We start from the raw sequence: 20980 nt of genomic DNA on the forward strand, positions 1-20980 counted from the left end.
GCCAGTCCCTTGTCTACCCGAAGAGAGAGCCCGCCATGCCCAGTTTGCTGCAAATCCATTTCAACTTCCCCGCCGCCATGATGGGGCCGGCCCTCACCGAGGCGGCGGTGCCGCTGGCGGAGTCCATCACCCGGGAGCCCGGCTTCATCTCCAAGATCTGGACCGAAAATCCACGCACCGGCGAGGCCGGCGGCATCTATCTGTTCGAGGATGAGGGCAGTGCCTTGGACTATGTGAAGATGCACGAGCAGCGGCTGCTCGCCATGGGGGCGAGCGAGGTGCAATACCGGCTGTTCGACGTCAACGAATCCTTGAGTCGCCTCACTCGCGGCATCCTCTGATCCCTTCATCCAGCCTCAGTTGGTAATAGGTATCTCGCTGCCAGACGAAGCCCAGCCGCCGAAACAACCCCAGGCTGGGCAGATTCTGCGGCTCGATATCGGCCAGCAGCGTCGTTATACCCAGCTCCCGCGCGAACCCCATCAAGGCGCCCAGCGCCTCGCCCATCAGGCCCTGACCCCAATGGCTGCGGGCCAGCATGCAGCCCAGCTCGGCCTGACGGAGCGCAGGCTCGAAGCCGTGCAGGCCGCAGGTGCCGATGAGACGGCCACCCCTCTCGACCAGCCCCCACTCCAGCGATTCCCCCCTGGCCAGCAGGCGCTCGACGCTCGCCAACATCTGCGCCACCGTCGCGAGTGCAGGAAAGGGCGCCTCCCCGACGAAACGCATCACGGCGGGATCCCCGTAGATGGCGAACAGATCCTCGCTGTCTTGCACCCCGAACGGGCGCAGTTGCAGCCGTGGGGTCGGCAGGACGGGCAGCTCGCGGGGCAGTGGTCGCAACGGATTCAAGGCTCCTGATAGTGCGGGGAGAGTCTCCCCATGATGGGACTCAGAACCTCAGGGTCAAGCCGACATTGGCCTGCCACTGGGTGATCAGCTCCCCCCGCACCCGGAAGGCACAGATCTCGGGGTTGCAGAGGAACTGGCTGTCTTCGTTGACCAGGGAGCCGTAGCCGCGCACCTCGGCCCGCAGCGCCAGCCTGTCGGTCAGGCGCGGTTGCACCCCCAGGGCCAGCGACATGGAGGGCGCCACCTCGCTGTCGTAGGCATCGAAGCGCGTCAACCCGATCCCGGCGCCGATATAGGGGGCCATGACGTTGTCGGAGAGGGTCAGGGCACCGGCGAAGTGCAGGGTATCCACCGTCAGTCGATCCGGCTGGTCGGGGGAGATGGGGGTCGACTGGTGGCTGTAGAGCAGCTCTATCATACCGGGATCGTTGACCTCCTTGCTGATGAACAGGCCCCAGTTGCCCGAACTCTCCCCCTGCAGGGAGTCGATGTCGCTCGAGTGCGGCGTGGGCTCGGGTTCATCCATCGCCTCGAAGTCGAGGGAGGAGCTGTAACCGAGGAAAGGCGTCACCTGCCAGCCCAGATCGGCGGCCGGCTCGGCCCCCCAGCTCTGACCCAGCGGCAGCAACAGTCCCATCACCATCATTCCTGCTCTTTTTCTCACGGCCTTCCCCTGATTGGCATTGATCGTGCCAGAAGCATATCAGAGCCCCTCGAGGCCGCGCCTAAATAGGGGCTGTACCAGACAATTTCGAGCCACCTGGCGGATCCGGCCCTCGCCTGTCCCCCAAAATGTACGCCGGCCAGGCCCATTCATCTGGGATTAACCCTTGCCACGTAAGCTAGCGGCGGCCACAGGGGTGGCCTTCAACAGGACGAGGATCTCAGGAATGGTTGCCGCGCAACTCAACGACCCACAACATCGACTCTCCGACACGCTGCGGGCGACCGCCCACGCCATCGAGGAGAGCCATATCAGCCTGCGGGACATGCTCGCCCTGGTCGGCGAGCAGGGCATGCTGCTGTTCTGCGTGCTGCTCACAGTGCCCTTCCTGTTGCCGGTCTCCATCCCCGGCGTCAGCACCCCGTTCGGCCTGCTGATCCTGTTCATCGGCATCGGTATCACCCTTAACCGGGTGCCCTGGCTGCCCGCCATCCTGATGGAGCGCCGCTTCGCCGCCGAGCAGCTCAAGCCGACCCTGCACAAGGGGGCCGATCTGCTGGCCCGCATCGATCGCTTCATCCGGCCGCGCCTGCTGCTGCTGACCGGCAGCACCGCCGTCAACCGCTGCAACGGCCTGCTGATCATGCTGGCCGCCCTGCTGCTGATGCTGCCGCTCGGCGCCATCCCGTTCACCAACGCCATGCCCGCCTGGGCCATACTGCTGCTGGCCATCGGCATGTTGCAGCGCGACGGCCTGTTCGTCGCCGGCGGCTACGCGCTGGTGAGCGCAACCCTGGTCTGGTTCGGCGTGCTGGCCGTAGGGCTGCTGATGGCGGGCCAGAACGTCTCGACCCTGTTGGGTTAAGAGTGCCTTGGCCAAGGCCGCATCAACGAACAAGGGCGACCAGCTGGTCGCCCTTGTGCTTTGAGGCTCCGAGGAGCCAAAGTCAGGAGTCCGGATCATGGGCCACCCGGTTGCGCCCGCTCCGCTTGGCCCGATAGAGCCACTCGTCGGCGCGGGCCAGCACGGCGTTGACCTCCTCTCCCGGCTGGATCAGGGTGCTGCCCAGGCTGACGGTGATGGGCACCGGATCCGGCGCCATGGCCGCCACCGCGGCGCGGATCCGCTCCGCCACCTTCGGCAGTATGGCCTCGTCTATCTGCGGCAACAGGATCAGAAACTCCTCGCCACCGCTGCGCACGAACAGATCCTCCACCCGTAGCTGGGCGGCCACGCACTCGCAGAAGCGGCACAGCACCCGGTCCCCGGTCTGATGGCCGAAGTTGTCGTTGATCTGCTTGAAGTGATCGATATCCAGCATGATGAGGCCGGTGCGCCCCTGGCCCTGCAGCTTGTGCCTGTAGTGCTCGAAGAAGAAATGGCGGTTGTAGAGGCCGGTCAGCTGATCCGTCTCGCCGAGCCGCTTGAGCCGCTGCTGCAGCTCGTGCTGGCGAGTGATGTTGCGGGTCACCCAGGCCACCGCCCGCTTGCCCTCATAGCGCGAGGGCAGCGGCGCTATCTTGCCCTCGAAGCGTTGCGTCCCCTGCGGCCCGGCGGCGGCATCTATCCCCTCCACCTCGGTGGCGGCCAGCTCATACTCCACCACCTGCACCTGCCCGCTGCTCAAGGCCAGCGCGACCTGCGCCATCACCCACTGCGCCATCGCGGCGGGCAAGACGTCGGCCAGCTGCTTGCCCGCCAGCGGATTGCCATCCTGATAGGAGAGCTGCTCGATGCCACCTATGTATTCGACGTAGTAACCATCCTCGCTCAGGATAAACACGGGATCCGGCAACTGGGTCATGACTTCATAGAGTTGCGTGACCGAGAGCGTCATAGGTACCTCGTCTGCTGCGCCGTCAGAATGGGCATTTCACCTATGCCCTACCTGCGATTATCGTACAGGAAGAGACCTTGATACGGCCTTGTCAGGACCGCCATGACCCGCCAGGCCTCTCTCCCGTCGGGCATCGCGCCCGCTCGGACAACCTGAGCCAAGGCAGGCATGCTGGCCATTCTGGCCGGGCCATCATCTCCATAGTGTGGGATCGGCAGCCGACAGATGCCATCCGGCTTGACCACCGGCAGGCCGCCGGGTTAATGGTGGAGGCTCTTCATACGGAGCTGATTATGCAACTGACCGCCCCCCAATCCCCCCAGTTAACCGACTTCGACGCCTTGCGGGCGGGGCTGAACCAGTTCAATGAGAGCGTCACCGGCCCCCTGCCCCGGGAGCGGATCGCCAGCTTTGTGAAGGATGAGGAGGGGAGAGTGCGAGGTGGCATCCTCGGCGAGATCAAGTGGGGCTGGCTGCATATCGAGGGGCTCTGGGTGGATGAGCCCATCCGCCAGGATGGCTGGGGCGCCCGCCTGCTGGCCACCCTGGAGCAAGCAGCCCAAGCCCGCGGCATCACCCGCATCCACCTCGAGACCACCAGCTTCCAGGCGCTGCCCTTCTATCGGAAGCAGGGCTATGTCGTCTTCGGTGAGCTGCCCGATATGCCCCCAGGGCATACCAGTTACTTTTTGAAAAAGCAGGGGTGAGGCGAGGATGACCTCACCCCTCGCCAGGGCTCAGCGGCTGGCGCTACGGCTACCGTTCCAGAGCAGCTCGCCGCTTTTCAGATCCATCAGGCTCATGGCGAGCCGGTAACGGCTCCCCTCGGAGACGAGATCCCCGTACAGCATGTAGCCGGCACCGGTCTGGCGACCCAGCCGCACCAGGGAGGCCGGGTTCATGCCCCCCTGCTGATACTCGAGCTGGCCGGTGATGGCCGCGACCTGGCCCGGATCGGCGAAGCGAAAACCGCTGTTGGCCTGGATCCGCTTGCTCATGGCGATGGCCATGGGTTGAGTGTTGAACTCTTCCCCTGTGCCGTTCTGGGGCGGCATCAGCAGCAGCACAGGGCTGCCGCCCTGGGTCAACGCCTGCACCTCGGGGGCCTTGAGGAAGGCATCCGCCATGGCCAGCGCCAGGCCGGTAGGGGCAACGGGTTTGGGGGCGGGCACCGGCTCGGCCGCGTCAGGCTCGGTCACGGCCTTGCCCGGCTGGTTCACCGGCTGGTCCGGCTCAGTGACGGGCGCCGGCGTGCCGCCGTAGGGATTGATGGTACAGCCGCCCAGCAACAGGGCGCTCAGCATGAGCAGGTGACGCGTCTTCATCTTGTTCTCTCCGCCAGAATAACCGTGGTGGCGGAGCCCCTGCCCCGCTATCGGTCCATGCTAGAGAAAAACCCGCCCCGGGTCGATGCGTGAACCGATACGGGGCGACAAAGCCTGGCGAACCAGGGTGTACAAAAAGGTGGCACAGGGCTGCTAGGTTCCGTTAGGGTATCCAAAACCCAGATTCGAGAGGAGCACCCCATGCACGGACCCGACCCCGCCAATCCCCACCCCATGAAGGGCTTCCCCCAGGTGTGCTTTATCAAGAACACCATCAAGGGGCCCAATATAGAGGTAGGTGACTACAGCTACTACGACGACCCGGAAGACTCGGCAGGCTTTGAGCGCAACGTTCTCTACCACTTCCCCTTCATCGGCGACAAGCTCATCATCGGCAAGTTCTGTGCCATAGCCCGCGGGGTCAAGTTCATCATGAACGGCGCCAACCACCAGAGCTCCGGCTTCTCCACCTACCCCTTCTTTATCTTCGGCAACGGCTGGGAGAGCGCCGCCCCCGCACCGGGCAGCCTCCCCTACAAGGGAGATACGGTGATCGGCAACGACGTCTGGATAGGCTATGACGCCCTGATCATGCCGGGCGTCAAGGTCGGCAACGGCGCCATCATCGCCGCCCGCTCCGTGGTCACCGGCGACGTACCCGCCTACGCCATCGTCGGCGGCAACCCAGCCAGGGTGATCCGCTACCGCTTCGACGACGACACCATAGCGCGTCTCAACGCCCTCGCCTGGTGGAATTGGCCGGTGGAGCAGATCAGCCGGAATTTGAAATTGATTGGCGGTGGGGATATTGCGGAGCTGGAAGCCGCAACCCGATAGGCACACACCACCATCAAGCAGGAAGCCCTATGCAAATCACCACACCCCTTGCCAATGCCAATATAGTGATTCGCCCCTTCGAACCGAGCGATGCCGATGAGTTTGTCCGCGCGGCGCACGAATCCATCGAGACGGTCGGCACCTGGATGGGCTGGTGCACTCCCTCGTTCAACCGGGAGCAGGCGCTGACCTGGTTTGCCATCTGCGATCAGGATCGCGAGGCGGGGCGTACCTACGATATGGGCCTCTTCTGCGCCGCCACCGGCCAGCTCTTGGGTGGCGCCGGTATCAACCAGCTGGCACCCCATCATCGCTACGGCAATATCGGCTATTGGGTGAGGCAATCCCGACAAGGCCAAGGCATAGCCCGGCAGGCAGTCGCCCTGCTGCGTGACTTCGGCTTTACGCAGTTAGGTCTACTTCGGCTGGAGATCGTGATGGGGGTTGGCAACACAGCAAGCGAAACCGTTGCCATTGCCTCAGGTGCCACCTTTGAATGCCGGGCAAGAAACCGCATCTTCCTCCATGACCAACCCCTTGATGCGAATATCTACGCTCTTATTCCCGTAGACTAAACCCTGTTCTATTACATCTCCTGCTGGTCTCCCTCAGATAAACAGACGACAATATATCCCTGAGACAGGCCGCAGGTTCAGCTCCTATCAAAGGGGGCTAGCATTCTAAAATTAGCTTTCATTTGATTATTCATTACAGAAGTCATAACGTTACTTTAAAGGTGAATTCTATTTTCTTAAGTTTATAAGGATATCTATGTCAGTCAGACGTACCAGATACCAACCACCATTGAATTCTCAATGCCTTTGTGGTTCTGGGTTGAAATTTAAACGCTGTTGCTTGGGAGAGAATGATATCGCATGCTCGTTATCTATTGACAAAGCAAAAGAACTAATAGAAAGGAAAGATTATAAAAATGCACTTAAATACATAAGGCACGGAATAACAAATTACACAATCTTACATAAAACCAATACAGAGCCATACATTAGAAGTAGTAATGAAGGTGTTTTGAAACTTCTAGATCTTGACATTAGAGCCCTGTCAGAATTGACTGAACGTTTACTTTTTTGTTATAGAAGTTTAAGTGACTATAACTCACTCGAATGCGATTTAGAAAGACTAAGAAGCAACATATTTGACGCTCGTTGGCAAAGAAAAATCACATATTATGAAATCCTCGCTTTATTAGGGGATGATTGGAGTGACGAAGTAGGGAAAAGAGAGTTAAAAAGACTAATGCCTTTGTGTGAAAATGATGACGTTGAAATAATTCAGCTATATCTTCATTTTTACTTAGAAGACCTCCCTTTCAAAAGAAAGATAGATGCACTAGATAACCTTATTAACGCAATCAAAAAACCCTCACAAAAACTCCAATATCAGGTGGCCAAAGCAGTACAATATCTTTGTATAGGAGATGATTCGGAGGCTGAGTTATTAATTGAAAAGGCAGTAAAAGTCTATGAAATGTCTACTCACACTCATGATACGTATGGATGTATGCAACATGCGCGTGCATTAAGCCTATTGGGTGATCTAAAACACTCCACAGCATTGAAGACTCAATCTATTAAAGCTTTTGAGTCACTCCTCGATGATGACTCATGGACAGATGTGGGAATTGCTAATATTTATTTTGAAATAGGGAAATGTTTATATCACATTAAAAAATTTAAACAGGCCATCGATACATACCAAAAATCCATTGAAATCAATAGCTCAGCGATAGTAAAAGTATTTATATCTCAGTCTGAGCTTGAGCTTAATGATCAAAGTGCTATCAACACAATCAAAGATGTTGAACAAACACTTCCCATGTTATCAGACTCAGAGCGACTAGACTTTATATTTACCTATACAGCTATCAGCATCGCATTTAAACAAAGTGATATGATTGATAGATCTTTTCATTACCTAGCAGAACTTTCATCATTGGATCCTATTTTCGAAAAGCAGAAATCCACATTACTCACTGAAATATCATCAATCTATAGTACGGATAAATTAGAACAACAAAGTAGTATCTTGAAAAAATTAAAGTCATTATTCCACTTAGCAAACAGATATATAATTTTACAGCCAAATATCGCAGGCATAGGTATAAACATAAACCAAATTCTAAACGATCTGGAAATTAAGCCTGAAAAGAAAAAATAAAGTTTCTGTGTAAATTACTGCACCTTACATGAAATGGTCGCATATTCACCAGCCACACAATCTAGGTGATGCATTCCCCTACACGAAAAGCCCAGGGGGGCATAGTTTTGGTTCCCCTTCTTATTCGCAGAGGCTCACTCGCTTGTCCAGGCCGCGAGACAGGATGTCGAGCGAGCGGCGCCGGGCCATGGATGGCCCGTCGGCGCGTGCCGTCGGACAAGCGGGTGAACCGAAGGAACCCGACGAAGTCGGGCGAATAAGCGGGGGAGAAGACCTTTGGTGACTTTGGGTCTTTCCAAAGTCACTCGCCCCAGCCCGAAGGGCGGGCGAAACCCCATCGAGGCCGGCGGCCTCGCGTCCTGTACGGCAAGGCCGTGCCATTTCCCTCATCACACATCACACGGAACGGACGATTACACCTGACGGTTAATCGCCCCTACAATTGCACGGCGCAGCCGTGCCCTCTCACCACAGGCACGGAGTTTGACTGAACTCCCCGGATACCGCCGGCAAAGGGGGCGCGGCCGCCCCTATCGGCCCAAAAACGCCTCCCAGTCCTTGAACACCGGCTGCAACCCCGCTTGCCTGACAGCGGCGGCAACTTCGCCGAGGGCGCGATCGTCGTGGATGGCGAACTGCTCCAGCTCCTCCTCATCCCCTTCCGCGTAGCCGCCCGGCTGGGTGCGCGACTCCGCCGACATCTGGGTGATGCCGAGGCGCAGGGCGCCGTTGCGAAAGGCTGGCGATTCCCGGGTGGAGAGGGACAGATCCAGGGTCGGCGAGAGCAGCCGCCAGGCGCAGATCAGCTGCACCAGCTGGCGATCCGTCATGGTCACCTCGGGCTGCAGACCGCCGGTGCAGGGGCGCAGCCGCGGGAATGACAAGGAATAGCGGCTCTGCCAGTGGTGGCGCTCCAGCCAGGCGAGATGCTCGGCGACAAAATAGCTGTCGGCGCGCCAGTCCGGTGACAGACCGATCAGGGCGCCGAGGCCAATCTTGTCGATACCGGCACGCCCCAGCCTGTCCGGGGTGGCGAGGCGCCACTCGATATCCTGCTTGTTGCCGCGCAGGTGGTGGCGGGCGTAGGCCGGGGCATGGTAGGTCTCCTGATAGACCATGACCGCATCGAGGCCCAAGGTCTTGAGCTCGGCATACTCGGCCTGCGACAGCGGCTGCACCTCCATCGCCAGGGTGCTGAAGTGGCGGCGGATCTGTGGCAGGTGCTGGCGAAAATAGGCCATGCCCACCTTGCTCTCGTGCTCGCCGGTCACCAGCAGCACGCTGTCGAAGCCGCGCGCCTTGAGGGCCAGGCATTCACGCTCGATTTCCTCGGCATTCAGGGTCTTGCGCTTGAGGCGGTTGCTCATGGAGAAGCCACAGTAGGAGCAGTCGTTGGCGCAGAGGTTCGACAGATAGAGCGGCACGTAGAAGCCGACCGTGTTGCCGAAACGCTGGCGGGTGAGGCGCTCCGCCAGCTCCGCCATCTGCGGCAGGAAGGGCTCGGCGGCCGGGGAGATCAGCGCCATGAAGTCATCCAGGCCGCGCCGTGGGTTGGCCAGCGCCAGCTCCACGTCCCGCGCCGTCTTGGCGCGGATGCTCATGCCCACATGATCCCAATCCAGCTCGCGCCAGCGGTCGGCAAAATCCAACCCCCTCCCGGCCTCCCCCTTGGGAGGAGCGCAGGGCTCAACCAATTCAAGTGCCGCGTCAGCCGGTTCCCTCACCCCCGGCCCCTCTCCCAATGGGAGAGGGGAGCATGCAGACACCACATCTTGCCCCATGCTCTGGCTCATAGCGCCTCCAGAAAATCGGTGAGCGGGCTGGAGGCTTGGGCCTGGCTGCCGCGCGCCCCCAACCCGGCCAGATAGGCGCCGCGGCCCGCCTCGCAGGCCAGCGCGAAGGCGCGACCCATGGCGACCGGATCCCGGCTCACGGCGATGGCGGTGTTGACCAGCACGGCGTCGGCGCCGAGCTCGAAGGCCGCCGCCGCGTGGCTGGGGGCCCCTATGCCCGCATCCACCACCACCGGCACCCGGGCCTGCTCGACGATGATCGACAGAAACTCCCGGGTCACCAGCCCCTGATTGGAGCCGATGGGGGCGCCGAGCGGCATGACGGCGGCGCAGCCCACCTCTTCGAGCCGCTTGCACAGCACGGGATCGGCGCCGCAATAGGGCAGCACCACGAAGCCTTCTTTCACCAGCTGCTCCGCAGCCTTGAGCGTCTCTATGGGATCGGGCAGCAGGTATTTGGGATCGGGGTGGATCTCGAGCTTGAGCCAGTTGGTACCGAGCGCCTCACGGGCGAGCCGGGCGGCAAATACCGCCTCGGCGGCGGTCTTGGCGCCCGAGGTGTTGGGCAGCAGCTTGACACCGAGCCTGAGCAAGGGGCTCAGGATATCGTCGTGGCGCTTGCCCGGCTCCAGCCGCTTGATGGCCATGGTGACGAGCTGGGAGCCGCTCGCCTCGATGGCGGCGGCCATCAGCTCCGGACGGGCGAACTTGCCGGTGCCGGTGAAGAGGCGCGAGGAAAAACTGTGGTTCGCAATGGTCAGCATCTCAGCCTCCGGCGATGGCAGTGAAAAGGTGGATCTCGTCCCCGTCATTGAGTCGGGTCTCGGGCCAGCGGCCGCGGGGCAGCACGGCGCCGTTGAGGGCCACCGCCACCCCCTGGGGGGCAATGTCCTGCATCGCCAGCAGCTCAGTCAGGCTCTGGCCGGTGGGCAGAGTCAGCTCGATATCGTTCAATCGGATCTTCATGGTTAATCCTTCAGGGCCGGGGTGGCGCTGCCGCAGACGGGGCAGCCGGGGTCGGCGGGCAGCTGCAGGCACTGCCACTCGTGGCGCAAGGCATCGAAGCGGCGCAGGGTGCCCGCCACCGGGCTGGGCCGCCCGAGCAGCAACCTGAGTGCCTCGAGGGCTTGCAGGGAGCCCATCACGCCGACCAGGGGGCCTGTGACGCCGTTGCGCTGGCAGCTCTCGGTCACGCGGGTATCCGCCGGGTAGAGGCAGGCGTAGCAGGCGTGCTCCGGCGCGCTTCGCACCATCAGCTGGCCCTGCCAGCCGACGGCAGCGGCGGAGATCCAGGATTTCCTCTGGGCCACGCAGGCGGCGTTGATGGCGTGGCGGGTCGCCAGGTTGTCACAGCAGTCGATCACCAGATCCACCTCGGCCACGAAGGCCGGCAGGCTCTGTTCATCGAGGCGCTGGTTGATGGCGATCAGCTCCACCAGCGGGTTGTGGGCCGCCAGCCGCTCCCGGGCCAGCTCGGCCTTGGAGCGGCGCAGGCCCTCGCCATCGAACAGGATCTGGCGCGGCAGGTTGCTGGAATCCAGGATGTCGCCGTCGGCGAGCCACAGCGTCCCGACTCCGGCCCCGGCGAGATAGAGCGCCAGCGGCGAGCCGAGCCCACCGAGACCGACGATCAGTACCGACTTGCCCTTGAGCCGCGCCTGCCCCTCCTCCCCGATCTCGGTGAGCATCAGCTGGCGGCCATAGCGCAGATACTCTTCGTCACTTAGAGATGCCTCGTCAGAGAGCATGGCTGGCCTCCTTTTCCTGGTTCGGCAGGGCCGACAGTGGCTCGTCCCCGGCTCCGACGGCGGCCAGCAGACGGGCGGTGGCCCCCTGCCAGTCGTCGCTGGCGGTGATGGCGGAGACCAGGGCTATGCTGCCCACCCCGCTCTCCTGCACAGACCCCACCCGATCCTCGCCGATGCCACCTATGGCGACCGTGGGCCAGTCGCGCATCAGGGCGCGGTAGTGGTGCAGCCGCACCAGCCCCTGGGGGCGGGACGGCATCTGCTTGGTGTTGGTGGGGAAGATATGGCCGAGGGCGATGTAAGAAGGTGCCAGTTCCCGGGCCCGCATCAGCTCGAAGTAGCCATGGGTGGAGATGCCGAGGCGCAGGCCGGCGGCCTGGATGGCGGCGAGGTTCGCCGTCTCCATGTCCTCCTGGCCCAGGTGCACCCCGTAGGCGCCCGCGACGATGGCCTGCTGCCAGTAATCGTTGATAAAGAGCCGGGCCCCGAAGCGGCGGCCGAGCGCCACCGCCTCGGCGATGGCGGGCATTACCTCTTCGGCGGGCAAGTCCTTGATACGCAGCTGCAGTGTCCTGACCCCGGCTTTCAGCAGTCGCTCGAGCCACCGCACCGAGTCCACCACCGGATAGAGGCCGAGGCGATGCTCGGTCCCGGCGAAGGGGCCCTCCGGCAGGCGGGCCTCGTTGGCAGGATAAAGATTGAAGCGGCGATCCAGCGCGGATCCCGCCAGCAGGGCGCGGGGGAACTGGGCGAGATCTCCGGGCCAGCCGAGGTGGGCGATGGGGCCTGGGCCGGCCCCTACCCCTTGCGCGGCTGCCAACCCTTGCTGCAGGTAGGCGCGCGCCAGGGTGATGGCATCCTCCAGCGGATAATCCAGCGCCACGACGGCGGCGATGGCGCTGGCGTAGCAGCAACCGGTGCCGTGGCCGTGGCGGGTCGCCAGGCGCGGCGCCCCTAGCCAGAACTCCCTGTGCTCATCCTGGTAGTAGTCGAGGCAGAGCTCGCCACTCCACGCCAGATGCCCCCCCTTGACCAGCACGGCGCGGGCGCCGAGTTCGCGCAGCCGGGCGGCCCCCGCCCGCACCAGCGCAGGGCTGGTCGCCGGGATGCCGGTCAGTGCCTCCAGCTCGGGGCCGTTGGGGGTGATGAGAGACAGCCTTGGCAGCAGGTGCTCGCGCACCGCCGCCAGCATGTTCGGCTCGGCCATGGGGGTGCCGCTGCTGGCGATGGCCACCGGGTCATAGACCACGAAGGGGGCGGCGATCACCTCCAACCGGCGTGCCAGCACCTCCACATGGAGCCGGGTCGGCAGCAGGCCTATCTTGATGGCGGCCGGCGGCAGATCGACGCCGAGGGCGTCGATCTGGGCGCAGAAGCTCTGCATCAGCACGGGATCCACCATCTTCACCGCCACCGAGTTCTGGGCGGTGATGGCGGAGATGACGGAGCAGCCGTGCACGCCGAGGCTGTGCATGCTGTGCAAATCCGCCTGGATGCCGGCACCGCCCCCCGAGTCGGAACCGGCTATGGTCCAGACGATGGGCTTGGTGCTCATGCTTCTTCCCGCTCCTCTTTGAGGGCCGCCGCCTGATGGTAGAGCTCGCCCCCCTTCTCCTTGAAAGTTTCCGCCATCTTGGCCATACCGCTCTCGATCTCCGCCTCCTTGAAGGTCTCCGTCACCTTGTGGACCATGCCACTCTCCACCTCGGCCTGCACCCGCTGTTGCTGGCCATCCATGCCCACCAGCTTCACCTCTATGGTCTCCAGCTTGGCGGCATCGAGCTTGGCGGCGTAGTCGCGCACGTCCTGGGTGATCTTCATGGAGCAGAACTTGGGGCCGCACATGGAGCAGAAGTGGGCCACCTTGCCGGACTCCTGGGGCAGGGTCTCGTCGTGGTAGGCACGGGCTGTCTCGGGATCCAGCGCCAGGTTGAACTGATCCTCCCAGCGGAACTCGAAGCGCGCCTTGGACATGGCATTGTCGCGGATCTGGGCGCCGGGGTGACCCTTGGCCAAGTCAGCGGCGTGGGCGGCGATCTTGTAGGTGATGAGGCCCTGCTTGACGTCCTCCTTGTTCGGCAGCCCCAGATGCTCCTTGGGGGTGACGTAGCAGAGCATGGCGCAGCCGTACCAGCCGATCATGGCAGCACCTATACCGGAGGTGAAGTGATCGTAGCCGGGGGCTATGTCGGTGGTGAGCGGTCCCAGGGTGTAGAAGGGGGCCTCGTGGCAGTGCTCCAGCTGCTCCGTCATGTTGCGCTCTATCATGTGCATGGGCACGTGACCCGGCCCCTCGATCATCACCTGGACGTCGTACTCCCAGGCGATCTTGGTGAGCTCCCCCAGGGTATGCAGCTCGGCGAACTGGGCCTCGTCGTTGGCGTCATAGACGGAGCCCGGACGCAGGCCGTCCCCAAGCGACAAGGCCACGTCATAGGCGGCGCAGATCTCGCAGATCTCGCGGAAATGCTGGTAGAGGAAGTTCTCCTTGTGGTGAGACAGGCACCACTTGGCCATTATGCTGCCGCCACGGGAGACGATGCCGGTGAGGCGCCTGGCTGTCATGGGCACGTAGCGCAGCAAGACGCCGGCGTGGATGGTGAAGTAGTCCACCCCCTGTTCGGCCTGCTCCAGCAGAGTGTCGCGGAACAGCTCCCAGGTGAGATCCTCGGCGATGCCGTTGGTCTTCTCCAGCGCCTGGTAGATGGGCACTGTGCCGATGGGCACAGGGCTGTTGCGCAGTATCCACTCCCGGGTCTCGTGGATGTAGCGGCCGGTGGAGAGATCCATGACGGTGTCGGCGCCCCAGCGGGTGGACCACACCAGCTTCTCCACTTCCTCCTCGATGCTGGAGGTGACCGCCGAGTTGCCTATGTTGGCGTTGATCTTCACCAGGAAGTTGCGGCCGATGATCATCGGCTCGGCTTCCGGGTGGTTGATGTTGCTGGGGATGATGGCGCGGCCGGCGGCCACCTCGGCGCGCACGAACTCGGGGGTGATGTTGTCCGGCAGGCGGGCACCGAAACCCTGGCCCGGATGCTGGCGCAGCAGCAGCTCGGAGCGCACCCGCTCGCGGCCCATGTTCTCGCGAATGGCGATGAACTCCATCTCGGGGGTGACGATACCCTGGCGGGCATAGTGCAGCTGGGTGACCCACTTGCCGGCCTTGGCACGGCGCGGCTTGGGCAACTGCTCGAAGCGCAGGTGATCCAGCCCCTCGTCGGCGAGGCGCTCCTGGGTGAAGGCGGAGCTCAGGCCATCGAGGGATACGGTGTCGCACCGCTCCAGCACCCAGGCTTCCCGCAGGCGCGGCAGGCCGCGGCGCACGTCGATCTCGGCCTGCTCGTCGCCGTAGGCGCCCGAGGTGTCGTAGACGGGCACCGGCTCGTTGGCCTCGAATTTGGGGTGCTCCTCGCTGCCACCGACGAAGGTGTCGGCCAGGGAGATCTCCCGCAGCCCGACCCGGATGTCGGGGCGCGAGCCCTGGATGAAGATGCGTTTGGAGTTGGGGTGGGCCATGCCCTTGAGGTTATCGATAAAGCGCTGGGCGCTGGCACGCTGCTGGCGGCGGCTGGCGACGGCTGGCTTGATCTGTTCAGATACGGCGTTTTCTGAAACGGACTGTGCTTCTGGAGCGGACTGTACTGGGGTAGACATAGCAAAACTCACATTAACTGGTTGAAGTTATGGGTGTTTGCTTGTCTGGAGTTCGAGGAGAAGTGATGAACCTGTGGGTGAGATGTGCTTCAAGAGGGAGCGAGCCCGGGATCTGTGCTTCCCTGCTCTGCTGTCTGGCTCCCCCCTGCTCGGGCGGGCCGTGCGGCGCCGCGATGGACAGACCGGACGGGACAGACTCCCTCTCGTGCGCCCTGACTCATCGCGGGATTGACCCCTTCGATGAGCGGGAGAGGCTTGTCCCTCTCCCCGCGCGGCAACCCACTGGTTACCCTTGTTTCCCTTCGCAGGTTCTAGCCTGATCAGGTTCCACGGATCCCGAATTAACGGTCTCAGCTTCGCGTCGTTCGACGGTCGGCACTCCGACAAGATGGCGCCAGTATATACGGCTCATCTTTTAACTCAACCATGATTTTTTCACTACAATGAATGCTGTTCATTAACATAGGGATGATGTGCATTATGAACCACAAAAAAACATTTCTGCTTGGCATGTTCTGCTTCGGGTTATATGGATGCGACAGTAGTAATGACAGCAAGACTCTGGCTGAACAATTTACTTATGACCCTGCGACACAAGTCATAGAGGATGACCCACACACTTCAGTGTTTATTTCGGCCTTGAACCTGGCCGGGCTGGATACCAGCAAGATAAAAAACATATCCTTCCATATCAGGACAAAGGACGGTAATTTCGCCAAGCCCGTCTCTGCTACCTATGATTGGAACTACCTGTCCAGCAATGGGTTATATAACACCGCAAATAACAACGTACAGATTCCGATATTTGGCCTCTACAGCGACTACCTAAATGAGCTCACGATAGATATTCAGTATATCGATGACAGCATCTACTCATTTCAGAAGATGATCACCGCTGCCACCTATGTCGACAGTATGGGGATTTATGACAACGCCAATATTAGCATCAAGCCAACTGCCACACCGAGTTACAGTTATTTTTACATGAAAAGTAGATTGAAAAATCCCATTATCATGGATATTGATGGTGAGATTAGGTGGGATGCGGAAACCAAGCAAGATTCAATGGCATCGGTATTCATGAACAATATGTTCATTATCGGACGTCCTGTGATGAGCTTGAATGGGGCAACTATAGATACAGTTTCACTTTATGGGAAAAGTGACTCGGTTGGAGTTAACAACACAGATATGGGAAGTGATGCATATTTTCACCATAATATAGATCTTGGTAAAACAGGTATGTTGATTGAACTCGATGGCACTACTGATGGAGTATTCAAAACTGAGTCATTCTTAAGTGAAATAGATGAAACTGGCAATGTGATTAAAGAATGGGACCTAGGTGAAATATTTTCTGAATATATGCTGCAAGAGGGAGATGACCCCAGCAACTTTGTCCGGAATGGCGTAGACTGGTTCCATATGAACGCAGCTACCTATGATCCTGCCGATGACACCTTGCTGGTCTCCAGCCGTGAAAACTTCGTGGTAAAACTGGATTACAATACAGGGAAAATCATCTGGTTGCTGGGAGATGAAACAAAACATTGGTACTCCTACCCTTCTCTGCAAAAGTTGGCCTTGTCGATCTCCTCAGACCAAGTGCCCATAGGACAGCACGCAGTATCTATCACCAAAGAAGGAAAACTGATGCTGTTCAACAATGGACTGAGAAGCTTCAATAACCCGTCTGGCACCCCGGCTGGCATCGATCTCGCTACCAGCCAGACCGCCATCTTCGACATTGATAGCCAGAACAAAACTGGCCAAATGATCTGGAACTTTGATGATGGTATTTATTCGGATATCTGCTCGAGTATTTATCAGGACCAGACATCTGCTCAGGGAGACTTTCTGATCAACTACGCCGCCGCCGACGACAGAACCCGTGTCATCATTCAGGGGATCAACCAGGATAAACAGAAACTCTTCGAGTTTAGCTATCCAAGCCCAACCCCCTGTGCCACCTCATGGAATGCGATCCAGATACCCCTCGAGAACATCCACTTCCAATAAGTGACAAGGTAGCGCCATCCTGTGACGCTACCTTACTCATCTTCCGGATTGGGGATCAGCACCTCGGTCAAGCGTCCATCCTCATCGCGGCTCAGCACCAGCCTGAGGCCCGGTTGCAGGTCGGCGGGGCTGCCGTTGAGCCAGCGGGTGCCGGCATCGAACACCAGCACTCCCAGCTCCTGCAACAGCAAGGTCTCCCCTGCGGTGGCGAGCAGCCTGTCCTCTGCCCGCAGCCACTGGCTGCTCTGCGCCAGATCCGGCGCCGTGGCGAGTACCCGGATCTGCTGGGCAACGCCGTACCGGCTCAGGATGGCGAGCCGCATGCCGGGCCTGAGATCCTCGGGTTGGCTCACCCCGGTCAACGCGGCACTGCCCAGCTCCAGTTCGGCACCCTGAAACTGCAGATGGATGCCGTCGTTGTGCTCCAGCTCCACCAGCCAGAGTTCGGCCTCGGTGGCCAGGGTGCAAAACGGTAACACCCACAGCAGCAATGCGGTTCTGGTCATAGCAAACAGGCCCATGGTCAACCGGCGATGAGGTTTAACTATGGGCCTGGATGGGCACTTTTTCCGGTCGGCGCTGCTGTGGGCGCCTCAATCATCTTCACGGCAGCGGCTCAGACGCATGCCATCGAATCGGCACTCCAGCTCCAACCAGCGCCCTTCGAACGGCGCCAGGCTGTCGTCCGAGGTGACATAGCCCCAGATCCGCCCCTGGGCCACAGGTCCTTCCAGCTCCATCTGGTCTTTTTCTTCCAGCGTCTCCACCTCGCGGATCAGCCGCTGCTCCCCCTGCACCACCCCTTCCAGATCGACCCAGCTGCCCCCGAGATCGTCTTCACTCAGCCCATCCTTGAAGCGGGTCTGGCCGTCGATCGCGAAGGGGATGCCGTTGACCATCAGCTGGCCCAGTTGCCAGGTGGTGCGGCCGGTCAGCTTGAACTCGGCCGACTGCACAGTGCCAAATGGCAGCAAGATGAGCAGCAGGAGAGCACAGAGAGGCTTCTTCATCGGGGATCCTCGGGGTTACACTGGCACACAGGATGGCGTATCCGCTGTGAAATAACCGTGAAATATCGGTCGAGACCAGGAGATCAGAACATGAAAATACTGGTGGTGGAAGACAATCCCCAGGTCGCGGAAACCATCATGGATTATCTGGAGCTGGCAGGGCACCGACTGGACTGCGCCTATCACGGCCAGGCTGCGCTGCAGTTGCTGGCGGAGCAGCGCTTCGACGTCATCATCATGGATGTGATGATGCCGCGCCTCGATGGCCTGCGCACCGTCGAGCGGCTGCGGGCCGATGGCATTGCGACCCCCGTGCTGTTTCTCACCGCCCGCGACGGGCTGGACGACAAGCTGGCCGGCTTTCGCGCCGGCGGCGATGACTATCTGGTCAAGCCGTTCGCCATGGAGGAGCTGGAGGTCAGGCTGCAGGCGCTGGCCCTGCGCGGCCCCCGCACCGATCTGGGGGCGCTTCGCTTCGGCGAGCTGGAGGTGGATCCCGCCAGTGGCCGCGCCAGCCGCTCCGGCGTCGAGTTGAAACTCGGCAAGATCCCGTTCCGGATCCTGACCCTGCTCACCCGCCGGGCCCCGGCCCTGGTCAGCCGCCAGGAGGTGCTCGACACCGTCTGGGGGGATGAGGAGCCCGACTCCGATGCCCTGCGCAGTCACATCTATGCCCTGCGCAACACGCTGGACAAGCCCTTCCCCACCCCCATGCTGGAGACCCTGCACGGTCAGGGTTACCGACTGGTGAAGCCTGGGAGCGAGCATGCCAATGACAGCTGACGCGCAGGTGGCACCGTGAGCCTGCCCAGTCTGCGTCGCCGCCTGATCCTGGCGCTGGGCGGGGCCGGGCTGCTGCTGCTGGTGATCCTCAGCCTGCTGATGGTGGTGGCAGAGGACAAGATGGAGGAGCTGAGCCTGCGCCACTGGCTGGAGGCGGAGGTGACCCGCTACAACGACGACTGGCTGCGGCTCGGCACCGCGGCCCCGGCACCCAGCCCGCGCCAGTTCTCCAGCTACTGGACCGAGCACGGTCGCCTGCCCGCCTGGCTCAAGGCCTACCAGAGCCCGGGCTTCTTCGAGCACCAGCTCGGCAAGGAGGACAAGCACTTCCTGGTGCGGCCCCACCCCTCCGGCCAGGGCCTGCTCTATCTGGTGTTCAACGATGACGCCGACGACTACCTGGATCCTTACGAAGACAAGCTGCACCTGGTCACCCGCTTGATCGGCCTGACCCTGCTGCTGGGCTGCATCGCGTTCGGCATCTGGCTGGTGCGCCACATCACCCGGCCACTGGAGCGACTGCGCCAACGGGTCGCCCACCTCACCCCGGATCAGGCGGACTTCGTGCCGGATGCCCCCTGGCAGGAGCTGCGGGAGATCGAGTTGGCGCTGCTGGCAGGCAAGCAGGAGGTGGCCGCGGTGTTCGCCCGCGAGCAGGAGTTCAGCCGCTTCGCCAGCCACGAGCTGCGCACCCCCAACATGGTGATCCAGGGCTCCGCCGCCCTGCTCGGCAAGGTGGCGGACTTGCCCGCTCCCGCCGCCCGGGCAGCCAGCCGCATCCGCGCCGCCAGCGACGAGATGGCACTGCTCACCGAGACCTTCCTGCTGCTGGGGCGCAAGGAGGCGGTCGAGCGCCCCCCGCAACGGGTGGCGCCGCTGATCCGGCGGGAGCTGGCTCGGCTCGCCCCCCTGTTGCAGCGCGAGAGCCTGGACATCCGCCTCAGCCTCGACGAGCAGAGCGAGGTGCAGGCCCCGCTCTCCCTGCTCGCCATCGCGCTCGGCAACCTGCTCAAGAATGCCCTCAGCTACGCCGACGGTCACATCGAGATAGTGCTGACAGGGCAGACCCTCACCATCAGCAATCCCACCGCGGCGGCGCCGGATCAGATCCTCGGCTACGGCTGCGGCCTGACCATCATCCAGCGCATCTGCGAGAAGCTGGGCTGGCGGATCGCCACCCGGCTGGAAGGGGGCCTCTTCAGCGCCAGGCTGGAGATGCTGACCACCCCATCCCAGCTCCCCAACCCCACCTCCCCGGGCGGCTAAGGCTAGAAACGACAAGGCGCCCGAAGGCGCCTTGTCTGTTCCAATCATCCCTGGTCACCGTCGTCACTCGGCCGGCTTGTGCTTGCGACTCGCCTTGAGCTCCAGGAAGTCGATGATCTTGCCCGCCACGTCCTTGCCGGAGGCCGCCTCCACCCCCTGCAGGCCCGGCGAGGAGTTCACCTCCAGCACCAGCGGGCCGCGGGCGCTGCGCAGAATGTCCACCCCGGCCACATCCAGTCCCATGATCTTGGCGGCCTGCACCGCAGTCGCCCGCTCTTCGGGGCTTATCTTGATCGCCTCGGCGGTGCCGCCACGGTGCAGGTTGGAGCGAAACTCCCCGGGCTGGGCCTGACGACGCATGGCCGCGACCACCTTGCCGTTAACCACCAGGCAGCGGATGTCGGCGCCGTTCGCCTCGCGGATATACTCCTGCACCAGGATGTTGTTGTTGGTCTGGATGAAGGCCTCGATCACGCTCTCGGCGGCCTTCTGGGTCTCGCACAGTACCACCCCTATTCCCTGGGTCCCCTCCAGCAGCTTCACCACCAGCGGCGCCCCGCCCACCATGGTGATGAGATCCGGCACATCGTGGGTGCTGTGGGCATAGCCGGTGATGGGCAGGCCTATGCCGTGGCGGGAGAGCAGTTGCATGGCGCGCAGCTTGTCGCGGGAGCGGGAGATGGCCACCGAGCTGTTGAGGGCCATGGTGTTCATCATCTCGAACTGACGCAGCACGGCGGTGCCGTAGAAGGTGATGCTGGCGCCGATGCGCGGGATCACGGCGTCATAGCTCTCCAGCTCCCGTCCTTCGTAATGAATGGAGGGGCTGTGGGAGGCGATGTTCATGTAGCAGCGCAGGGTGTCGAGCACCTCAACCTGATGACCACGGGCCCGTGCCACCTCGACCAGGCGGCGGGTGGAGTAGTTGTTGGGCTCGCGGGATAAAATGGCAATATTCATGGAAATGGCAGACCTGATAATCGGACTGGAGAGTATAAGGTGCCATGAACGTC

At 61.5% G+C, this 20980-nt stretch carries 22 protein-coding genes and 1 riboswitch; of the genes, 9 read left to right on the forward strand and 13 right to left on the reverse strand.

Annotation, left to right across the window (positions count from 1 at the left end; genetic code table 11):
- Positions 1 to 35 precede the first annotated feature (35 nt).
- Complete coding sequence (locus AACW18_RS18235) at positions 36 to 341, forward strand: monooxygenase (RefSeq protein WP_218389470.1); 306 nt, start codon at positions 36 to 38, stop codon at positions 339 to 341.
- Here AACW18_RS18235 and AACW18_RS18240 read toward each other — a convergent pair.
- Positions 322 to 843: a GNAT family N-acetyltransferase gene (locus AACW18_RS18240; RefSeq protein ID WP_218389471.1), complete on the reverse strand. Its 522-nt coding sequence runs from the start codon at positions 841 to 843 to the stop codon at positions 322 to 324. The two genes, AACW18_RS18235 and AACW18_RS18240, sit on opposite strands and share 20 nt — an antisense overlap.
- Positions 844 to 892: 49 nt before the next feature.
- Positions 893 to 1495: an outer membrane beta-barrel protein gene (locus tag AACW18_RS18245; protein WP_042652180.1), complete on the reverse strand. Its 603-nt coding sequence runs from the start codon at positions 1493 to 1495 to the stop codon at positions 893 to 895.
- Between the two features lie 247 nt (positions 1496 to 1742).
- Between AACW18_RS18245 and AACW18_RS18250 the strand changes: the two genes are divergently transcribed.
- Positions 1743 to 2381, forward strand: a complete 639-nt coding sequence (locus tag AACW18_RS18250) for an exopolysaccharide biosynthesis protein (protein ID WP_218389472.1) — start codon at positions 1743 to 1745, stop codon at positions 2379 to 2381.
- 82 nt (positions 2382 to 2463) lie between these two features.
- Here AACW18_RS18250 and AACW18_RS18255 read toward each other — a convergent pair whose 3' ends face one another.
- The gene (locus tag AACW18_RS18255; RefSeq protein ID WP_042651914.1) at positions 2464 to 3354 is read right to left on the reverse strand and encodes a GGDEF domain-containing protein; all 891 of its coding nucleotides are present in this window, start codon (positions 3352 to 3354) and stop codon (positions 2464 to 2466) included.
- 293 nt (positions 3355 to 3647) lie between these two features.
- On the opposite strand from AACW18_RS18255, the gene AACW18_RS18260 reads away from it, so the two are divergent.
- Positions 3648 to 4061, forward strand: coding sequence for a GNAT family N-acetyltransferase (locus AACW18_RS18260; RefSeq protein WP_218389473.1), 414 nt, complete (start codon positions 3648 to 3650; stop codon positions 4059 to 4061).
- 30 nt (positions 4062 to 4091) lie between these two features.
- Here AACW18_RS18260 and AACW18_RS18265 read toward each other — a convergent pair whose 3' ends face one another.
- The gene (locus AACW18_RS18265; protein ID WP_218389474.1) at positions 4092 to 4679 is read right to left on the reverse strand and encodes a penicillin-binding protein activator LpoB; all 588 of its coding nucleotides are present in this window, start codon (positions 4677 to 4679) and stop codon (positions 4092 to 4094) included.
- A gap of 201 nt (positions 4680 to 4880) precedes the next feature.
- Between AACW18_RS18265 and AACW18_RS18270 the strand changes: the two genes are divergently transcribed.
- The 3 genes from AACW18_RS18270 to AACW18_RS18280 all read left to right on the forward strand — a co-directional run bounded on the left by AACW18_RS18270 (position 4881) and on the right by AACW18_RS18280 (position 7691).
- Positions 4881 to 5516 (forward strand): Vat family streptogramin A O-acetyltransferase, encoded by a 636-nt coding sequence (locus tag AACW18_RS18270; RefSeq protein ID WP_218389475.1) that lies wholly within the window; start codon positions 4881 to 4883, stop codon positions 5514 to 5516.
- A 29-nt stretch (positions 5517 to 5545) separates the two neighbouring features.
- Positions 5546 to 6091: a GNAT family N-acetyltransferase gene (locus tag AACW18_RS18275; protein WP_218389476.1), complete on the forward strand. Its 546-nt coding sequence runs from the start codon at positions 5546 to 5548 to the stop codon at positions 6089 to 6091.
- 196 nt (positions 6092 to 6287) lie between these two features.
- Positions 6288 to 7691: an SEC-C metal-binding domain-containing protein gene (locus AACW18_RS18280; RefSeq protein WP_218389477.1), complete on the forward strand. Its 1404-nt coding sequence runs from the start codon at positions 6288 to 6290 to the stop codon at positions 7689 to 7691.
- 530 nt (positions 7692 to 8221) lie between these two features.
- Here the strand turns inward: AACW18_RS18280 and thiH are convergent.
- From thiH to thiC, 6 genes are read right to left on the reverse strand one after another with little or no spacing between them, the layout of a single operon-like run.
- The gene (gene thiH / locus AACW18_RS18285) at positions 8222 to 9472 is read right to left on the reverse strand and encodes a 2-iminoacetate synthase ThiH (RefSeq protein WP_218389526.1); all 1251 of its coding nucleotides are present in this window, start codon (positions 9470 to 9472) and stop codon (positions 8222 to 8224) included.
- An 8-nt stretch (positions 9473 to 9480) separates the two neighbouring features.
- Entirely contained in the window at positions 9481 to 10248 is a 768-nt protein-coding gene (locus AACW18_RS18290; protein ID WP_218389478.1) for a thiazole synthase, read from the reverse strand.
- A 1-nt stretch (position 10249) separates the two neighbouring features.
- Complete coding sequence (gene thiS / locus AACW18_RS18295) at positions 10250 to 10450, reverse strand: sulfur carrier protein ThiS (RefSeq protein ID WP_218389479.1); 201 nt, start codon at positions 10448 to 10450, stop codon at positions 10250 to 10252.
- Between the two features lie 2 nt (positions 10451 to 10452).
- Positions 10453 to 11232: a HesA/MoeB/ThiF family protein gene (locus tag AACW18_RS18300; protein ID WP_218389480.1), complete on the reverse strand. Its 780-nt coding sequence runs from the start codon at positions 11230 to 11232 to the stop codon at positions 10453 to 10455.
- Positions 11222 to 12787, reverse strand: a complete 1566-nt coding sequence (thiE, locus tag AACW18_RS18305) for a thiamine phosphate synthase (protein ID WP_218389481.1) — start codon at positions 12785 to 12787, stop codon at positions 11222 to 11224. The genes AACW18_RS18300 and thiE overlap by 11 nt, the downstream gene beginning before the upstream one ends.
- Positions 12784 to 14889, reverse strand: a complete 2106-nt coding sequence (gene thiC / locus AACW18_RS18310; protein ID WP_218389482.1) for a phosphomethylpyrimidine synthase ThiC — start codon at positions 14887 to 14889, stop codon at positions 12784 to 12786. The genes thiE and thiC overlap by 4 nt, the downstream gene beginning before the upstream one ends.
- A gap of 279 nt (positions 14890 to 15168) precedes the next feature.
- Positions 15169 to 15282, reverse strand: a riboswitch (TPP riboswitch).
- Between the two features lie 87 nt (positions 15283 to 15369).
- Here thiC and AACW18_RS18315 point away from each other — a divergent pair.
- Positions 15370 to 16908: an aryl-sulfate sulfotransferase gene (locus AACW18_RS18315; RefSeq protein WP_218389483.1), complete on the forward strand. Its 1539-nt coding sequence runs from the start codon at positions 15370 to 15372 to the stop codon at positions 16906 to 16908.
- A 32-nt stretch (positions 16909 to 16940) separates the two neighbouring features.
- Here AACW18_RS18315 and AACW18_RS18320 read toward each other — a convergent pair whose 3' ends face one another.
- Together AACW18_RS18320 and AACW18_RS18325 are read right to left on the reverse strand one after the other, a co-directional pair.
- Positions 16941 to 17414 (reverse strand): hypothetical protein, encoded by a 474-nt coding sequence (locus AACW18_RS18320; protein WP_218389484.1) that lies wholly within the window; start codon positions 17412 to 17414, stop codon positions 16941 to 16943.
- 87 nt (positions 17415 to 17501) lie between these two features.
- The gene (locus AACW18_RS18325) at positions 17502 to 17918 is read right to left on the reverse strand and encodes a hypothetical protein (protein WP_033131514.1); all 417 of its coding nucleotides are present in this window, start codon (positions 17916 to 17918) and stop codon (positions 17502 to 17504) included.
- A gap of 90 nt (positions 17919 to 18008) precedes the next feature.
- Here AACW18_RS18325 and AACW18_RS18330 point away from each other — a divergent pair, with 90 nt between their 5' ends.
- Entirely contained in the window at positions 18009 to 18701 is a 693-nt protein-coding gene (locus AACW18_RS18330; protein WP_218328732.1) for a response regulator transcription factor, read from the forward strand.
- Positions 18702 to 18716: 15 nt separating this feature from the next.
- Complete coding sequence (locus AACW18_RS18335) at positions 18717 to 19967, forward strand: sensor histidine kinase (RefSeq protein ID WP_218389485.1); 1251 nt, start codon at positions 18717 to 18719, stop codon at positions 19965 to 19967.
- Between the two features lie 63 nt (positions 19968 to 20030).
- On the opposite strand, the gene rimK is transcribed toward AACW18_RS18335, so the two are convergent.
- Positions 20031 to 20927, reverse strand: coding sequence for a 30S ribosomal protein S6--L-glutamate ligase (gene rimK / locus AACW18_RS18340; protein WP_033131517.1), 897 nt, complete (start codon positions 20925 to 20927; stop codon positions 20031 to 20033).
- Positions 20928 to 20980: the final 53 nt, after the last annotated feature.

It is taken from the genome of Aeromonas sp. sia0103 (assembly GCF_963895295.1).
Classification (GTDB): domain Bacteria; phylum Pseudomonadota; class Gammaproteobacteria; order Enterobacterales; family Aeromonadaceae; genus Aeromonas; species Aeromonas encheleia.

Excerpts from the sequence above, each read along its gene's own strand:
- rimK (WP_033131517.1), bottom strand. The coding sequence starts at position 20,927 with ATGAATATTGCCATTTTATCCCGCGAGCCCAACAACTACTCCACCCGC.
- AACW18_RS18255 (WP_042651914.1), bottom strand. The coding sequence starts at position 3,354 with ATGACGCTCTCGGTCACGCAACTCTATGAAGTCATGACCCAGTTGCCG.
- thiH (WP_218389526.1), bottom strand. The coding sequence starts at position 9,472 with ATGGGGCAAGATGTGGTGTCTGCATGCTCCCCTCTCCCATTGGGAGAG.
- AACW18_RS18315 (WP_218389483.1), top strand. The coding sequence starts at position 15,370 with ATGAACCACAAAAAAACATTTCTGCTTGGCATGTTCTGCTTCGGGTTA.
- AACW18_RS18245 (WP_042652180.1), bottom strand. The coding sequence starts at position 1,495 with ATGGTGATGGGACTGTTGCTGCCGCTGGGTCAGAGCTGGGGGGCCGAG.
- AACW18_RS18250 (WP_218389472.1), top strand. The coding sequence starts at position 1,743 with ATGGTTGCCGCGCAACTCAACGACCCACAACATCGACTCTCCGACACG.
- AACW18_RS18235 (WP_218389470.1), top strand. The coding sequence starts at position 36 with ATGCCCAGTTTGCTGCAAATCCATTTCAACTTCCCCGCCGCCATGATG.
- AACW18_RS18330 (WP_218328732.1), top strand. The coding sequence starts at position 18,009 with ATGAAAATACTGGTGGTGGAAGACAATCCCCAGGTCGCGGAAACCATC.
- AACW18_RS18290 (WP_218389478.1), bottom strand. The coding sequence starts at position 10,248 with ATGCTGACCATTGCGAACCACAGTTTTTCCTCGCGCCTCTTCACCGGC.
- AACW18_RS18300 (WP_218389480.1), bottom strand. The coding sequence starts at position 11,232 with ATGCTCTCTGACGAGGCATCTCTAAGTGACGAAGAGTATCTGCGCTAT.
- AACW18_RS18265 (WP_218389474.1), bottom strand. The coding sequence starts at position 4,679 with ATGAAGACGCGTCACCTGCTCATGCTGAGCGCCCTGTTGCTGGGCGGC.
- thiS (WP_218389479.1), bottom strand. The coding sequence starts at position 10,450 with ATGAAGATCCGATTGAACGATATCGAGCTGACTCTGCCCACCGGCCAG.
- AACW18_RS18260 (WP_218389473.1), top strand. The coding sequence starts at position 3,648 with ATGCAACTGACCGCCCCCCAATCCCCCCAGTTAACCGACTTCGACGCC.
- AACW18_RS18320 (WP_218389484.1), bottom strand. The coding sequence starts at position 17,414 with ATGACCAGAACCGCATTGCTGCTGTGGGTGTTACCGTTTTGCACCCTG.
- AACW18_RS18270 (WP_218389475.1), top strand. The coding sequence starts at position 4,881 with ATGCACGGACCCGACCCCGCCAATCCCCACCCCATGAAGGGCTTCCCC.
- AACW18_RS18325 (WP_033131514.1), bottom strand. The coding sequence starts at position 17,918 with ATGAAGAAGCCTCTCTGTGCTCTCCTGCTGCTCATCTTGCTGCCATTT.
- thiC (WP_218389482.1), bottom strand. The coding sequence starts at position 14,889 with ATGTCTACCCCAGTACAGTCCGCTCCAGAAGCACAGTCCGTTTCAGAA.
- AACW18_RS18275 (WP_218389476.1), top strand. The coding sequence starts at position 5,546 with ATGCAAATCACCACACCCCTTGCCAATGCCAATATAGTGATTCGCCCC.
- thiE (WP_218389481.1), bottom strand. The coding sequence starts at position 12,787 with ATGAGCACCAAGCCCATCGTCTGGACCATAGCCGGTTCCGACTCGGGG.
- AACW18_RS18280 (WP_218389477.1), top strand. The coding sequence starts at position 6,288 with ATGTCAGTCAGACGTACCAGATACCAACCACCATTGAATTCTCAATGC.